Raw genomic sequence first — 15,596 nt, 5'->3', positions numbered from 1 at the left:
TTGGCGATGCTTAAATACCACAATCTTTTTGCTTTAATTCAAGTTTGTAGTGGTTTTTTTCTGAGCTTAAATCGAACTCGACCAAATAAGGATTTTTTTTCTGATATTCATGCTCAAAGAAAATTGAGCAGTTCTGCACTAAATTTTTCATAATCAGTTTTTGCACTTCTTTACGGCCTAAGTCTGCTTCAAATTGTGCAAAGTCGGGTGTAATAATCATGCCTTTTAACTCGGTCTTTTCAGCACTGAGTTGAAGTTGCTCAATAATTGTATTGTGGTCAATCTCAAGAGGAAGTGTTTTAGAGTCTTCGGCACTTAATACAGCAAGAAGTTCATCCAACACTTTAGGTTGTTGAATCTTAAAATTTTGGTCAATAATTTTCTTCGATTGTAGGTATTCGTCAAATTCGGAAGCATGAACCTGACAGAAAGTTGCTGTTAAAACAGTAGTAAGGCAAAGAGCAAGTTTTGATACCATGGAGCAGGTCACTTTTAAAATTTATAAAAAGTTATTATTTGATTATAGCCATGCATGCATAAAAAAAGCACCCGAAGGTGCTTTTTATTCTACAAAAGCCTTAGTCTTTTTTAAGGTTTTCGTTAATTAAGAATTCAACCAATGCTTTTTGAGCATGTAAGCGGTTTTCAGCTTCATCCCAAACTACAGCATTTTTGTGGTCAAGCATATTTTCTGAGATTTCCTCGCCACGGTGAGCTGGCAAGCAATGCATGAATAGGCAATCTGGATGAGCTAAATCCATTAAGCGCTCGTTCACTTGATAGTCAGCGAATGCTTTTTCACGTACTTTTTGCTCTTCCTCTTGGCCCATACTTGCCCAAACATCAGTCACAATAAGATCTGCATTTACAGCAGCATCTTCAGCTGAGTTTACAAGCTCTACGCAGTGCGCAAATTCAGACAAAAATTGCTCTTGAGGTTCATAGCCTTTTGGTGAAGCAATTTTTAATTTAAAGCCCCACATGTGTGCAGCTTCAATATATGAATTACACATGTTGTTGCCGTCACCAATCCAAGCAACTATTTTACCTTCGATTGAACCACGGTGTTCAACAAAGGTTTGTACATCGGCAAGAAGTTGGCAAGGGTGGTGGTCATCTGTTAAAGCATTAATGACTGGAACTTTTGAGTAAGAAGCAAAACGTTCAACAATGTCATGGCCGAAAGTACGAATCATGACAATATCGAGCATGCTTGAAATAACACGTGCTGAATCTTCTACAGGTTCACCGCGACCCAATTGTGAATCACGTGATGAAAGGAAAATTGCACTACCACCAAACTGGCTCATACCAGCTTCAAACGATACACGCGTACGAGTGCTTGATTTTTCAAAAATCATGCCCATTACTTTGCCAACAAACGGTTGGAACACTTCATTGTTGTGCTGTTTGCGTTTCAGCTCAATACCACGTTGCACAATTTGGTTAAGTTCTAAAGTCGATAAATCGCGTAAAGTCAGAAAATGACGCAGAGCCATGATTACTCCACAATAATTGCTGAATCAAAAAATAAACAACAATTAGTTGTTGGTTGGTTAAAGAAAAAAAGGAGAATCAAGTACTCTATACCAAAAACCTGCAAAAATGCAAAAAAACTAGGACTTTTGATGCCCATCTAAGAAGCGATCTACACAGTAATTTATGTAATTGATGTTTTCTTGATCAGTTTCTTCATTTGGTAGACCCATTAAAATTTTCCATTCTAAATTACGTAAGATACCAAAATAAAATTGTGCTGAAAAAAGCGGGTGCTCACAGACCAGTAAACCTTTCTGATGAGCAGTTTCCAGTGCTGTTGCAATCGCCAATTGAATTTGTTTTGGGCCGTGCTCATGGATATGTTGTGCAATATCAGGGTTGCGCTGACTTTGCTCAAGGACTAAACGCATAAATGCGGCTTTATCGGGTTGGTTCAAATGATGCTGAAAATTTAAAAGGGTTTGAACTAAATAATTGCGAAAGCTAGACAGCTCAGGATTAAATGGGACGCAAATATCTTTAAAAAATTGATCGCGCCGATAATCACAAATTGACTTAAACAAGCCTTCTTTATTGCCAAAATATTTATAAATGGATGCTTTTGAGCCACCTGCATGATTGACAATATCATCAAGTGAAACGGCATCATATCCATGTCGTAGAAATAGTTCAGCACCACTTTCTAAAAGTGCGACACATCGTTCATGACCACGTTTAGTTTGTGGTAAGTCGCGTGCGAGCGGTTCTAACTGAGCTAAATCTTACATATTGGAAATAAATAGATCCACTAAAAATAACACTTGTAATTATAGCAAATCTTTGTACAAAGAGGGTGTAATCATCGGTGTTGACTAAGCAATATACAGTCACGAAATAATATTATATCTTTCAAAAATATTTGACTAAAGTTATAGAGTAAAAATTCTAATTGGTCATAGCACACCAAATAATTATGGTTATACTCAAGCCTCAACAAATATAGAGACCTCTGTGGAAGGGAATATGACAGAACAAACGTCTGCAGGTTTAAGATTTAGACAAGCATTAGAAGTGGAAAAACCATTACAAATTATCGGCACAGTCAACGCTTATGCAGCAATGATGGCGAAACAGGTGGGTTATAAAGCCATCTATCTTTCGGGTGCTGGGGTTGCGAACTATTCTTATGGTTTACCTGACTTAGGTATGACCAGTCTGGATAACGTTTTAGAAGATGTCCGTCGTATTACAGAACGTGTAGACACACCGCTTTTGGTGGATATCGACACAGGTTGGGGTGGTGCATTTAATATTGCACGCAGTGTAAAGCAAATGATTGCTGCCGGTGCAGCCGCGGTTCATATTGAAGACCAAGTGGCTCAAAAGCGCTGTGGCCACCGTCCAAACAAAGAAATTGTGACGCAACAGGAAATGGTCGACCGTATTAAAGCGGCAGTCGATGCAAAAACCGATTCTAACTTTGTGGTGATGGCACGTACAGATGCTTTGCAAAAAGAAGGTTTGCAAGCGGTAATCGACCGTGCATGTGCATGTGTAGAAGCCGGTGCTGATGCGATCTTTGCTGAAGCGATGACCGACATTACCATGTACAAAACTGTCTGCGATGCAGTAGGTGTGCCTGTATTAGCCAATATTACAGAGTTTGGTGATACCCCTTACTACACCAAAGAAGAATTAGGCGAGCAAGGGATTAGCATGGTGCTTTATCCATTGTCTCCGACACGTGCAATGCAAAAAGCAGCATTAGAAGTGATGCATGCCATCCGTAATGAGGGTACGCAAGTCAACGTGCTGGATAAAATGCAACAGCGTAAAGAACTTTATGAGTTCCTCGACTATCACACATTTGAAAATACATTAGATAAATTATTCACCGAAGGAAAATAAAAATGGCTGAAGGAAAAGTACTCACGGGCGCAGGATTGCGCGGACAAGTAGCTGGTAAAACTGCATTGTCAACTGTAGGCAAAAGTGGTGCGGGCTTAACCTATCGTGGTTATGACGTTCAAGATTTGGCAGAAAACTGTCAGTTTGAAGAAGTTGCGTACCTGATTTTCTTTGGTGAATTACCAACAACAGAACAGCTTGCAGCGTATAAAGCTAAACTGAAGTCACTACGACAATTGCCACAGGCATTAAAAGAAGTATTAGAGCGTATTCCTGCAGACTCACACCCAATGGATGTGATGCGTACAGGCGTTTCAATGCTAGGTAACCTTGAAACAGAACAGTCATTTGCTGAACAGCAAGATGTTGCAGACCGTATTCTTGCAACCTTGCCTGCAATCATTTGCTACTGGTACCGTTTCAGCCATGACGGCGTACGTGTAGAAGAAAATACCGATGATGATTCAATCGGCGCACAATTCCTGCATTTACTGCGTGGCGAAAAACCAAATGAATTGCATGAACAAGTGATGAACGTATCACTGATTCTGTATGCAGAGCATGAGTTTAATGCTTCTACATTTACTGCGCGTGTATGTGCATCAACATTGTCAGATATGCATTCATGTATTACTGGTGCGATTGGTTCACTACGTGGCCCATTACATGGCGGTGCAAATGAAGCAGCGATGGAAATGATTGAAAACTGGACGTCTCCAGAAGAAGCTGAGCGTGAAATGCTTGGCAAATTAGAACGTAAAGAAAAGATCATGGGCTTCGGTCATGCAATCTACAAAGACAATGACCCGCGTAACGGCATCATCAAAATTTGGTCTGAACGCCTAGCTAAGGACGTGGGTGACACCGTACTTTACCCTGTATCAGTACGCTGTGAAGAAGTGATGTGGCGTGAGAAGAAATTGTTCTGTAATGCAGACTTCTTCCATGCATCTGCATATCACTTCATGGATATTGCAACCAAACTATTCACGCCAATCTTTGTAATGAGTCGTGTAACAGGCTGGGCAGCGCATGTGATGGAACAGCGTGCAGACAACCGTATTATTCGCCCAAGTGCGGACTATACAGGCCCTGAACTGCGTAAAGTAGTGCCGATTACAGAGCGTTCCGCTGCATAAGTTTTAAATTTTAGTTTTCAAAAAGCCTCTTCGGAGGCTTTTTTGTATATTGAATTTTTTTAATTTAGATGAATAAGCTTATTAGAAGGGCTGTGTAATGAGCGTATCAACTTCTTGTGCGACCAGTTCCGTCAATTGTTCAAGGCGACTAAGTGGTTGTCCTGTTAAATAATATTGAAAGTTATAACACTGCTTTTGATATAAAATACTAATGAAAAATGTACCTTCGGGTTTGTCTACTGTGGCGCTTCCACCTGGCTTGAGCAAACCTGTACATGCCACAATTACATCTGCTTGCGTAAAGAGCAATTTTCCTTGCTGTGCCATTGCTTGAGTTACTTCAGCCGATTCAGCGGTATAACGTTCTATAAGCTGAGGGGATATGTCTAAAATAGACACTTTGATACTTGGGTCATAACTGACTAAACCACCTAATAAAATATCTGCGCCAGAATTTTTATAGATAGAAAATTGACTGCTGAGATAACCTGAACTCGCACTTTCAATAAAGGCAATCGTTTTATGATTGTGCTCAAGGGTTTGGCAACATTGTATTAATTGAGTTTTAGGCATTTTTGAACTTTAAGTTTTTAATGTATTTTAGCAATAATGTTTAAATATTTGAAAGTATAGTAACTTTTTACTGAAACTTATTTCAATTTGGTGTTTATGGTTTAAATGATTAAAGTATGGGCAAATTTTGAAATTAAAGGTTTTACTTCACTTAAAACAGTGGTAAAAATAAAAATAAAGTGTGTTAAGAAAGTAGGATACATTGATGAAAACAACAGTAAAGTATGTCGTTTTAAAAAGCTTAGATTACCAATTAGGCACGCCACTTTTTCAAGAGGAATTAGAGGCAGATAGTCAGTATTTTGACCAAATTCCTGCAGAAATTTCATATCAAAATCACAAGTTCAAAGTCAAAAGCAAAGAGCTGAAGCGATTACAAATTGTGGAAGAGTTTGAAGATTCACAAACGATTATTGTAAAAGTTCTCGCTTTAAGCGAATAATGAAAAGCGATAAAAAAACTCCGAATATCGGAGTTTTTTTTATCGCTATACTTTGGTCAGATAGAGGGTGAATACTTAAAAATAGAATTAATTTTAAAATGTGAAATTGTTTATAGATTATAAAAAGCATGTGATAAATAACTTATTGGTGAGAGAGTTCAAGGCTTGGTGCACTATTTGAATTGTAATTAAATGTAACAAGCGGTTAAAAAAAAGATACAATTCACTGAATGTGTTGCGTAAAACCGTATAATTAATTCGATGTATTAGCGGTTTGAGTCATGAATATTCTAAAATTCATTAAAAGCTTTAATACTTCAGGTACTTACCTCACATTGTCAATTGTGATTTTAGCATTTTTGGTTGTTTATTTTTATGTGATAAATCCAGTATAGGATTCTTCGTTAAATATTTACTCCAGCTAAATGTGTTACCTGATGCTAGCCAGAGAAAAAAGAGCAATGTGATCATCACATTGCTCTTTTTTTATGTGAGTTACTAGGTACAGCGAGATGAGGTGACTTTTAAGCCTATTTAAAGCGCATTTTTTAACGATTTACGATGAGCTTTAACTTGTTTGGCATAGCATTTACCTTGTTTTTTCATAGCACGATTATTGTTATAACCTGTAGGCCCAACATTGTAATAAGCCAAGGCCTTTTTGCTGTCGCCAGCTTGTAGAGTGTATTTGGATAGTATGTAAGTCCCACAGTTAATGTTGGTATTTTCATCAAATAAATCACCCATACAGGTGTTTTGCCAATAACGTGGAATAATTTGCGTCAGACCAACAGCACCTGCAGGTGAGCTTACATTCGTTCTATAAGATGATTCTTGGCGAATTAAGGCAGCCATTAATAATGGATCCATTTGATAGCGTTCGGCACTTTGAATAATCATTGGTGATACGCGATCAGCCGTAGGTGGTGCGACAGAATAAGCCCGTTGTATGCCTACAGATAATTTTTTTGCCCGTTTTTCTACAGATCCACCGCCAAGAGAAGAGCAACCAGCAAGTGTGCTTAAGCTTAGAAAAAGTACCGCGGACTTCAGCATGTTTTGCTGAGCAGAAAAAGTTTGGCAAAAATTGAAAAATCTATTGGCGTACATAAAAGTCCTATTTTAGGGGATTACAAATTAAGCTAGTAATCATTATCAATTACATCCATGTTAGGTCAAGCACATAACAGCATGATTCTGATTGCAAAATGTTACTCAGTAAAAGCCGTCAGTTCATCTGCTCTTTTTACAAAACCAACGAACGTAGTGCATTCATTACAGATTTTTATCAGCATAGCTGATGATGAAATAACGGCTATAGCACGTGTATATAAGGCGACGATAGCGCATTAAAATATGTCTTTTGCCATCCAAATTTCACATGCATGGCTGTGTCCTGTAGCGCCCATTGGAGCCTTTAGATGTGAAAATCCCAATTTTTCATATAGTTTGACTGCTTGCCATAAGCTTGAAGTCGTTTCCAAATAACAGATTTGAAAATGATGTAATTTTGCGAATTCAAATGCGGTTGCCAAAATCTTTTTGGCAAAGCCTAGACCACGTAAAGAAACATCGAAATACATTTTTTGTATTTCAAGTACATTGGGGTCACCCTGAAGCGGTGAGATACCACCACCACCTAAAACCTGATCATCTTCATTAACCACCACCCAATATTGTGCATTCTTTTGGCTATAGACCTGATATAAATCATCTAAAATAGGGTCGGCAACAGCAAATCCAGATTCAGGTGCTAATCCAAATTCTTGTGAAACTTTGCGAATCAGGGTTGCAATTTGTAGATTATCTTTTTGTTGAATGGGGCGAATGTGATACATAAATATAAGATAAAAAAAGAGATGATTTTTTATAGCAAAAAAATCATCTCTTGTGTCTTTTTGAAGAAAAAATAGCAAGAATATTCTACTACTTCAGTTCACTTGACGTTTTTCCTAGCTCACTGCGAGCAATAATGAGTTGTTGGATTTGTTGTGTACCTTCAAAAATATCAAGGATTTTTGAATCACGTGCCCATTTTTCGAGGAGTTCATCTTCGTTATAGCCCACACACGTTGCCAGTTCGACGCATTTTAAAGTGATTTCATTGGCTATACGGCCTGCTTTGGCTTTAGAAATAGATGCTTCACGTGAGTTTGGAATTTTGTTATCTGCCATCCACGCGGCCTTAATCATTAGGAGTCGAGCAGCTTCCCATTCAGCTTCCATGCGGTAAATTTGCGCAGCGATGTTTGAGCTTTGTAGGTAGGGCGTTGCATAAGTAGGATCAATTGAATCTTTAAATATTTCTTTAATACGCTCCAAAGATGCTTTTGCACAACCAATAGCCATAGCTGCAACTAAAGGGCGAGTGTTATCAAAAGTTTCCATCACACCAGCAAAACCTTTGGCTACATCTATTTCGGCATTGCCTAATAGGTTGGCGGCAGGGACACGACAGTCAATAAAGCTAATTGCTGCGGTATCTGAAGCTTTTATGCCGAGCTTATGCTCTAGTCGGTCAATATTCATGCCCGGAGTGCCTTTTTCAACCACAAAGGATTTAATTGCAGCACGTCCTAATTTTTTATCTAAGGTCGCCCACACGACAACTGCATCTGCACGTTCTCCACTGGTCACAAAGATTTTTTCGCCATTTAGGATGTAATGATCGCCATCTAAGGTTGCGGTCGTGCGAATTGCTGCTGAGTCTGAACCACAGCCAGGCTCTGTAATTGCCATGGCAGCCCACACCCCATCAAATCGTTTTAGCTGCTCATCATTTGCCACGGCTGCGATTGCAGAATTTCCTAAGCCTTGGCGGGGCATAGAGAGTAATAAGCCTGTATCGCCATAGCACATTTCAACAACACTCAGTGCTGTTGACATATTTACGCCATTTTTATTGCCTGTTTGTGTATCGCCACGTTTATTCACTGCGGCACCAGCGTTCAGTCCATCACCACCTTGGTTCATCCCATCGACCAAAGATGACAACATGTCGAGCTCTTTCGGATAGGCATGTTCTGCTTTATCGTATTTACGTGAAATTGGGCGTAGCACATTTAAAGCAACTTCATGTGCTTGATCAATGAGCATTTTAAATTTTTTAGGATTTTGTAAATTCATAACGGTGTCCTTGTCTTATCTTTTATGCATGTAGGCCAGATTGCATGATGGCTACGGCACGTAAATCACGATACCAACGCTCTACAGGATGCTCTTTGGTAAAACCATGACCCCCTAAAATTTGCACACTATCCGTACCTATTTTCATTGATTTTTCGGCACACAGTAGACGCGCTAAATATGCTTCACGATGGAAAGGCTGCCCTGATTCTGCAAGGCTAGCTGCATTCAGTAACAGCATGCGCATAGCATCAATTTCAATGGCCATATCGGCAATCATAAAAGCGACACTTTGACGATGAGAAATAGGCTCACCAAAAGCCAAGCGGTCATTGGCATATTCAATGCAGTACTCTTTAGCTGCTGTGCATGTACCAATAGCAAGTGCACACCACATTAAATTGCCTAAATCTAAAAAGGCCGTGTAATTAAAGTCATTGTCAGACAGACGCTCAGCAGGACTATTTTCAAAATATAAGGTTACTGTCTCTGCAGGTTTTAGGCCCATTGCAGGTGATTTTTTCATTTGAATTGATGGGTGGCGGGGCACAACAAAAACTTCGGGTTGGCCATTTAACATTGCACTCACAAGCAAAATATCAGCAGATTGCCCTAAGAGAACGGCAGTTTTTTCACCGCTAATACTGTATTGGCCATTCTGATCGGTTGCTTGAGTTTTAAGTTGGAATGGATTAAAGGCGGGGGTATTTTCTTGAACAGCAAAAGTGGCTTTAAGTTCAGAGTCTTCACTAAAAGCGGTGAGATATTTAGCCTGAACTTCAGCAGATCCCCATTGAGTCAGTGCATTTATGACGCTAAAGCTGGAGAGGAGTCCAGCACATAAACTAAAGTCGCCATGTGCGAGGTGCTCTGCAATCAGTAGGTTGGTCACAATATTTTTTTCAGTCGCAACACCACCAAGGCTTTCAGGTAAAGCATAAAAATTTAACCCTAGGTCTGTACTGTGTTGCCAAAGCTGTTGTGGAAAGAGTTCATCATGATTGACTTGTTGAGCGAGTGGGCGTAAGACCTCGCTGGCAAACTGTCTCATAGCATCACTGAGCATTTGTTGTTCTTCACTCAAGCTTAAATCAAACAGCGATTTTTCTTGATTGGGAAGGCGTTGTTTATTGATCTTAGCTTGGGGTTTAAATATTTTTTGTGTTTGGTTGAGGGTTTTGAATCCAGCTTTTGAACCTTGATAGAGTGACTTTTCAAGAAACTTTCGAAGTTTAAGCTGATCTAATACTTCGCTTCCTGCAATTTTTGTAATAAGCGATAACCCAAATCCTTGAGCCTTATTTACCATGTTGGTCATACTGATTATTCCTAAGCGCAAATTTTATGCTTATTTTTATGCTGACATTTGCGTTTTAAAAAAACTATGTCAGTTTTGACATTGTTTATTGACTAAGATAAACGGTCAGTATGGGCTTGAATTGATATTTAATAGATTGATTTTTATTTATTTAAAAATTATTTAGAAAACTTCATTTACTGATAAATTGGCTTGAATGACATTGCATCATTCAAGCCTGAATCATTATTGATACTTTTGGATCATGTTACGTACATTAGTTTTTGCTTCAATAACCGTCATAAAAGTATATGCACCGATAAATTTACGACTGATAAACATAAATTCTTTCGGTGGAATACTGAAGTAACGTGATGCCATAGATTTAGAAGCTCGTTGCATAACACGACTATGCAATTGGCTTTTTTTCCAATCGTAGCGTAAATGCTCATCCATTACACCAGCTGGCAAATCAGGATTGTTTAAGGGACTACTAAATGCTTCTGTTGCCAGCAAAAACACTTTGGCCATATCTGGTTTAATACTCAGAGGCATTGCATCAAAAAACTCATATCCAGTCATCGCTTCAACCATTTCAGCGGCATCATGATGATAACCAGCTTCAATTAAATTACGCGCAACTTTTAATAGATTGGAATCAAATTGGCGGATAGCACCAAAATCAAGTAACACAATTTTATCTTGTACTTGTGCGCCATCACCTAAGCGAACCAAATAGTTACCAAAATTTGGGTCAGTTTGCATTTCACCCCATTCGAATATTTCACGAACGGCAATTTCAAGGGATGCTTCACCTAATGCATTACGACGCTCTTGTGGGAGTGACAGCATGACAGGGCTGTTGATAGGCACGCCACGCTCAAAAGTCATACATAAGACTTGATGTGTGCAGTAGTCATCGACAATCTGAGGAACAATGTAGCGCGGATCGTGATTTAAACGACTTGCAAAACGACGTGTAGTGTCCGCTTCAATTTTATAATTCACTTCACGATGCATCATTTCACGGACTTCTTCGAACCATTGATCGAATTCGCGTGTTTGAGGCACCATACGAGTGAGTTTCAGCATATTTTTAAATAAGTTCATATCTGAATCAATTGCATCTGCAACACCAGGATATTGAACTTTTAACACCAATTCCAAACCATCGGATTTACGGGTTGCACGATGAACTTGTGCCAAAGACGCAGTACCTAATGGTTCATGATCAATGGTCAGATCATTTAATTTTGAACCTAGCTGTGCTTCAAGCTGAGTTTTAATTGCTGGCCATGCCAAAGCCACAGTTTGGTTATTAAGCGTATTTAGAGCTTGAGTAATTTCTTCAGGTAAAAAATGCTCGCCATATAAAGCCATCATTTGGCCAATTTTAACAATAGAGCCTTTAAGTTTGCCAATTTCTGCGACCAGATACTCAGCTTGTTCTTTCATGGCTTTTTTGCGTTTACGTTCTTTTTCTTCTTCACTTGAGAACATTGTGCTTGCACTTGAGGCAGCCCAGCGCGTACCAGCCAGTAAAGAGGCTTTCGCAATCGATAAGCGTCGATCCATGGAGGAGGTTTTCAATTGTTTAAGCTTATCGTTCTGATCTGACATTTAAACTTAATCCTGTTCAACAGTTCGCAGAAAAATTCATTGTAGCGAATCTTACATGGTCTGCACGTATTAAAAAAGTTCAACATGCTGAATTTACAGTGTAGTTATGCAACTGAAAATTCTAAAAATAAGAGAATAAAAGACTTTAGAGCCTAAATTTAATTTTGACATCAAATTTTTGTTGCAGCTCAGTGCGGTGCAATTCGATGTGTTGTTTTATCAGTTGCTGTATAGAAGGCTCCATAAAGCCTTTGGCATAACCTTTTATGAGAATAATACTCGGTAAACTAAAGAATAATGATTTTGCATCTTCAAGATTAGCATTTTCAAAGATACCTAAGTCGTTTAAGAGTTGTTGAAAAAATACTTTTTCAGCATTAACGCGAGGTGTATGTGCGTCATTCCAGTAATTTTGACGCATTGCCATAAGATTGTTGTGCTTGTAGCTCATGTTTCATCTATTGTGGTGACCATAATCTATATAATGAAGTTAAATTTTTAATTTTCAATCATTCTTTATTGAAAGCATTTTAAATATAAATCTAAGATGATATAAAGGCAGAATAATTTTATAACTATTTATTTTTGTATGGGGACGGAGTCATGAAAAAGCGCTTAACACAAGGTTTGTTAATTGCATGTGCTGGTTGGTCCGTGAATGCATTCGCATTAGGTTATACCGGCGATTTTGAGGCATGTATGAGAAAGGCTCAAAGTCAATCCAATCTTATTAATACCTGTCAAATTAAAGAATATAAAGCGCAAAATAAAAGAATGAAAAAGCTTTTAAAAATAACATTAAAAACAACTGCAGATAGCGAGCAAGCGTTGGTAACGCAGTCTCAAGAGGTATGGTTACAGCGTCGCGATAACGCATGTAATATTAAAAATAAAAAAGCGAAAGAGTTTTTGATTTCAAATTCAAGTTGTGCGGTTCAAATGACAATGTCACATGCTGATATGATGGAAGTACGATTGCACAATAAAAATATGAAATGATTTTCCCAAAAAAACCATGAAAACTAAGGTATCATAGGGCGTTTTAAAAATATGACCTTGGAGACGCCTTAAGTGGATCGACCGACTATTAGCCCTGAACATTTGCAGGAAGCTGCTGAAAATTTATCCACCATTCGAGATTACATTCGTTTTGGTGTAACAGCATTACGTCAATACGATGCACATTTAGGTCAAGGTACAGAAGACTATTTTGCTGAAAGTTCTGCACTGGTTTTGCAAACACTGTCATTAGACTGGAATGCGGATGCTGAAATTTTAGATGCGAAAGTTTTGCCAAGCGAAGCCGCTGAGTTTTTAGCTTTACTTGAACGTCGTATTAATGAAAAAGTGCCAACTTCATACTTGTTAAATTTGGCATATTTCTATGGCAAGCCATTCTATGTTGATGAGCGTGTACTTATTCCACGTTCACCTATTGCTGAGCTTATTGAAAACCGTTTTGCGCCATATTGCTTAGGTGAAAATGCTCAAATGGGCGCAGCTGTTAATAATTTACCTGAAAATCCAAATCCAAAAACGCCACAGCGCATTTTAGATATGTGTACGGGTTCTGGCTGTATTGCTATTGCTTTAGCTTATGCTTATCCAGATGCAGAAGTAGATGCTACGGATATTTCTAAAGAAGCTTTAGAAGTAGCATCAATTAATGCAGAGCATCACAACAAGCAATACCAAGTGGCTTTGCTTGAATCTGATTTATTTGCAAAAATTCCTGCAGAAAATCAATATGATTTAATCGTATCAAATCCACCTTATGTGGATGCTGAAGATATGGCTGACTTGCCAGATGAATTCCATCATGAGCCAGAACTTGCATTAGCTGCTGGCCAAGATGGTTTAGACTTGGTACGCAAAATGTTGGCACAGGCAGCAGATTACCTCACGGAAGATGGCTTGATCGTAATTGAAGTAGGTAACTCTGAATGGGCAATGCGCCAAAACTTCAACACAGTTGATTTCTACTGGTTGCAGTTCCAAAAAGGCGGTACGGGTATCTTTGCTTTAACTGCACAGCAATGCCGTACATTCCGAGATTTATTTATTCAATCTATTCAAGCATAAGGAGTCGTTTGACATGGCAGGTAATAGTATAGGGCAACTGTTCCGTGTAACGACTTGTGGTGAATCTCATGGCGTTGGTCTTATGGCCATCGTTGATGGTGTACCACCGGGTATTGAATTAACTGAAGCTGATTTGCAGAAAGATTTAGACCGCCGTAAACCAGGGACATCTAAATTTGCAACACAGCGTAAAGAGCCAGATGAAGTTGAAATTATTTCAGGGGTTTTTGAGGGTAAAACCACTGGCACTTCAATAGGCTTGCTTATTCGCAATACTGATCAAAAATCGAAGGATTATGGCAATATTGCGCAAACTTTCCGCCCAGGTCATGCAGACTATACCTATACTCAAAAGTATGGTTTCCGTGACTACCGCGGCGGTGGCCGTTCAAGTGCACGCGAAACAGCAATGCGAGTTGCTGCTGGTGCAATTGCTAAAAAGTTCTTGCTTGAAAAGTTTGGCATTGAAATTCGTGGCCATGTAACACAAATTGGAACTGAAAAAGCTGAAAAATTGGATTGGAATGAAGTTCCAAATAATCCATTTTTCTGCGGTGACGCTGATGCAGTACCTCGTTTCGAAGCTTTAGTGACATCACTGCGCGAGCAAGGGACTAGCTGTGGCGCAAAGCTTGAGATCATTGCGACTCAAGTGCCAGTGGGCTGGGGTGAACCTGTATTTGACCGCTTAGATGCTGATATTGCCCATGCCATGATGTCTATTAATGCTGTAAAAGGCGTTGAAATTGGCGATGGTTTTGCTGTTGCTGAGCAGTTTGGGCATGAAACACGTGATGAATTAACCACTGAAGGTTTCTTAGCGAACCATGCAGGTGGTATTTTAGGTGGTATTTCAAGTGGTCAAGATATTCGTGTCTCTATTGCTTTAAAACCAACAGCGTCAATTACTACGCCAGGTAAAACCATTACGATCAATCGTGAAGATACAGATGTTCTAACCAAAGGTCGTCATGACCCATGCGTAGGTGTACGTGCAACACCGATTGCAGAAGCTATGCTTGCAATTGTACTTATGGATCATTTCATGCGTAATCGTGCACAGAATGCTGATGTAGTCGCACCATTTGAACCTATTTAAATATGCGCTTCTAAAAAACCAGACTTCGGTCTGGTTTTTTTAATTTAAATATAGATTAAAAATCAATTCACGATATATTGCTACTCAGTCGTATCAATAAAAATACTAAAAATCATTGTCTAATATAATTATATGCAGGCCCATAATGAATACATTTCGTCGTGCAGAATCGAACGATATTCAGAATTTAGTTGTTTTAATTAATCAAGCCTATCGTGAAAATCTTGGGCGGAGTTGGACCAATGAACAGCATATTATTCAAGGTCAGCGTATACAGTCACAACAGTTGGAAAGTTTATTAACTGATCCACATTTTGAACTATGGGTATGTGAAAAATCTTCAGATGATCTTTCGAAACAACACAATGTGCTTTTAGGTTGTATTGGCTTAACACATGATCAAGACGATGTTAGACAGTTAGAAATAGGAACATTTGCGGTGCAACCAGACTATCAAAATCAGGGTTTAGGCCGTCAATTTTTAACGTTTATAGAGCAACATATCCATCAGAGGTATAGTGAAGTTCACACTATAAATATGTATGTATTAAATGTTCGTCACTCTTTGATTGCATTTTATGAACGAGCAGGCTATCAGCAGAGTGGAAATACAGAAGTTTATCCTACGGATCTTGATGTGGGTATTCCTGCTGTAGAGGTTCATTTAATTCATTTACAAAAAAATCTCTCAGAATAAACCAGGTCTGTTTGATTCAATTTTAAAGATGAAATGATGGTATATAAAAATAACAGTGAGCAAAAAAAAGCGTATCCGAAGATACGCAAATGTCTGATTAAAAGACACAAAGTGGAGAGTTTTAAGCCGCTATT

The 15,596-nt window shown here is 38.7% G+C and carries 17 protein-coding genes and 1 pseudogene; 8 read left to right on the top strand and 10 right to left on the bottom strand.

Annotation, left to right across the window (positions count from 1 at the left end):
- Positions 1-10 precede the first annotated feature (10 nt).
- The 3 genes and pseudogenes from C9E88_RS09370 to C9E88_RS09360 form a co-directional block, all read right to left on the bottom strand.
- Positions 11-478, bottom strand: coding sequence for a hypothetical protein (locus C9E88_RS09370; RefSeq protein ID WP_106984939.1), 468 nt, complete (start codon positions 476-478; stop codon positions 11-13).
- Between the two features lie 100 nt (positions 479-578).
- Entirely contained in the window at positions 579-1,499 is a 921-nt protein-coding gene (argF, locus tag C9E88_RS09365; RefSeq protein ID WP_106984940.1) for an ornithine carbamoyltransferase, read from the bottom strand.
- 117 nt (positions 1,500-1,616) lie between these two features.
- A pseudogene (locus C9E88_RS09360) lies at positions 1,617-2,261 on the bottom strand (TetR/AcrR family transcriptional regulator); the annotation flags it as partial.
- Between the two features lie 241 nt (positions 2,262-2,502).
- Here C9E88_RS09360 and prpB point away from each other — a divergent pair.
- Positions 2,503-3,387 carry a methylisocitrate lyase gene (prpB, locus tag C9E88_RS09355; RefSeq protein WP_106984941.1) on the top strand — a complete coding sequence of 295 codons (885 nt, stop codon included), beginning with the start codon at positions 2,503-2,505 and terminating at the stop codon, positions 3,385-3,387.
- Between the two features lie 2 nt (positions 3,388-3,389).
- Positions 3,390-4,526: a bifunctional 2-methylcitrate synthase/citrate synthase gene (gene prpC / locus C9E88_RS09350; protein ID WP_106984942.1), complete on the top strand. Its 1,137-nt coding sequence runs from the start codon at positions 3,390-3,392 to the stop codon at positions 4,524-4,526.
- An 81-nt stretch (positions 4,527-4,607) separates the two neighbouring features.
- Here prpC and C9E88_RS09345 read toward each other — a convergent pair whose 3' ends face one another.
- Entirely contained in the window at positions 4,608-5,099 is a 492-nt protein-coding gene (locus C9E88_RS09345; RefSeq protein WP_106984943.1) for a CinA family protein, read from the bottom strand.
- A 205-nt stretch (positions 5,100-5,304) separates the two neighbouring features.
- Here C9E88_RS09345 and C9E88_RS09340 point away from each other — a divergent pair, with 205 nt between their 5' ends.
- Together C9E88_RS09340 and C9E88_RS17825 are read left to right on the top strand one after the other, a co-directional pair.
- A complete protein-coding gene (locus C9E88_RS09340) occupies positions 5,305-5,541 on the top strand; it encodes a hypothetical protein (protein WP_106984944.1) in 237 nt (78 codons plus the stop codon).
- Positions 5,542-5,822: 281 nt separating this feature from the next.
- Positions 5,823-5,936 carry a hypothetical protein gene (locus C9E88_RS17825; RefSeq protein ID WP_227865776.1) on the top strand — a complete coding sequence of 38 codons (114 nt, stop codon included), beginning with the start codon at positions 5,823-5,825 and terminating at the stop codon, positions 5,934-5,936.
- A 139-nt stretch (positions 5,937-6,075) separates the two neighbouring features.
- Here C9E88_RS17825 and C9E88_RS09335 read toward each other — a convergent pair whose 3' ends face one another.
- The 6 genes from C9E88_RS09335 to C9E88_RS09310 all read right to left on the bottom strand — a co-directional run bounded on the left by C9E88_RS09335 (position 6,076) and on the right by C9E88_RS09310 (position 12,035).
- Positions 6,076-6,597 (bottom strand): lytic transglycosylase domain-containing protein, encoded by a 522-nt coding sequence (locus C9E88_RS09335; protein WP_106985029.1) that lies wholly within the window; start codon positions 6,595-6,597, stop codon positions 6,076-6,078.
- Between the two features lie 293 nt (positions 6,598-6,890).
- Positions 6,891-7,379, bottom strand: a complete 489-nt coding sequence (locus tag C9E88_RS09330) for a GNAT family N-acetyltransferase (RefSeq protein ID WP_106984946.1) — start codon at positions 7,377-7,379, stop codon at positions 6,891-6,893.
- An 88-nt stretch (positions 7,380-7,467) separates the two neighbouring features.
- Complete coding sequence (locus C9E88_RS09325; RefSeq protein WP_106984947.1) at positions 7,468-8,667, bottom strand: acyl-CoA dehydrogenase family protein; 1,200 nt, start codon at positions 8,665-8,667, stop codon at positions 7,468-7,470.
- Between the two features lie 22 nt (positions 8,668-8,689).
- The gene (locus C9E88_RS09320) at positions 8,690-9,985 is read right to left on the bottom strand and encodes an acyl-CoA dehydrogenase family protein (RefSeq protein ID WP_106984948.1); all 1,296 of its coding nucleotides are present in this window, start codon (positions 9,983-9,985) and stop codon (positions 8,690-8,692) included.
- A gap of 225 nt (positions 9,986-10,210) precedes the next feature.
- Positions 10,211-11,584, bottom strand: a complete 1,374-nt coding sequence (locus C9E88_RS09315) for an ABC1 kinase family protein (RefSeq protein ID WP_106984949.1) — start codon at positions 11,582-11,584, stop codon at positions 10,211-10,213.
- Between the two features lie 145 nt (positions 11,585-11,729).
- Entirely contained in the window at positions 11,730-12,035 is a 306-nt protein-coding gene (locus C9E88_RS09310; protein WP_106984950.1) for a hypothetical protein, read from the bottom strand.
- A 152-nt stretch (positions 12,036-12,187) separates the two neighbouring features.
- Here C9E88_RS09310 and C9E88_RS09305 point away from each other — a divergent pair, with 152 nt between their 5' ends.
- The 4 genes from C9E88_RS09305 (at position 12,188) to C9E88_RS09290 (ending at position 15,462) form a co-directional block, all read left to right on the top strand.
- The gene (locus tag C9E88_RS09305; RefSeq protein WP_106984951.1) at positions 12,188-12,583 is read left to right on the top strand and encodes a lysozyme inhibitor LprI family protein; all 396 of its coding nucleotides are present in this window, start codon (positions 12,188-12,190) and stop codon (positions 12,581-12,583) included.
- Positions 12,584-12,655: 72 nt separating this feature from the next.
- Entirely contained in the window at positions 12,656-13,666 is a 1,011-nt protein-coding gene (gene prmB, locus C9E88_RS09300) for a 50S ribosomal protein L3 N(5)-glutamine methyltransferase (RefSeq protein ID WP_106984952.1), read from the top strand.
- Between the two features lie 13 nt (positions 13,667-13,679).
- Complete coding sequence (gene aroC / locus C9E88_RS09295; protein WP_106984953.1) at positions 13,680-14,765, top strand: chorismate synthase; 1,086 nt, start codon at positions 13,680-13,682, stop codon at positions 14,763-14,765.
- Positions 14,766-14,910: 145 nt separating this feature from the next.
- Positions 14,911-15,462 carry a GNAT family N-acetyltransferase gene (locus C9E88_RS09290; protein WP_106984954.1) on the top strand — a complete coding sequence of 184 codons (552 nt, stop codon included), beginning with the start codon at positions 14,911-14,913 and terminating at the stop codon, positions 15,460-15,462.
- Positions 15,463-15,596: the final 134 nt, after the last annotated feature.

It is taken from the genome of Acinetobacter cumulans (genome assembly GCF_003024525.3).
Classification (GTDB): Bacteria; Pseudomonadota; Gammaproteobacteria; order Pseudomonadales; family Moraxellaceae; genus Acinetobacter; species Acinetobacter cumulans.
Note: the sequence above shows the minus strand (reverse complement) of the source record. Positions and strands in the feature narration are given on the sequence as shown.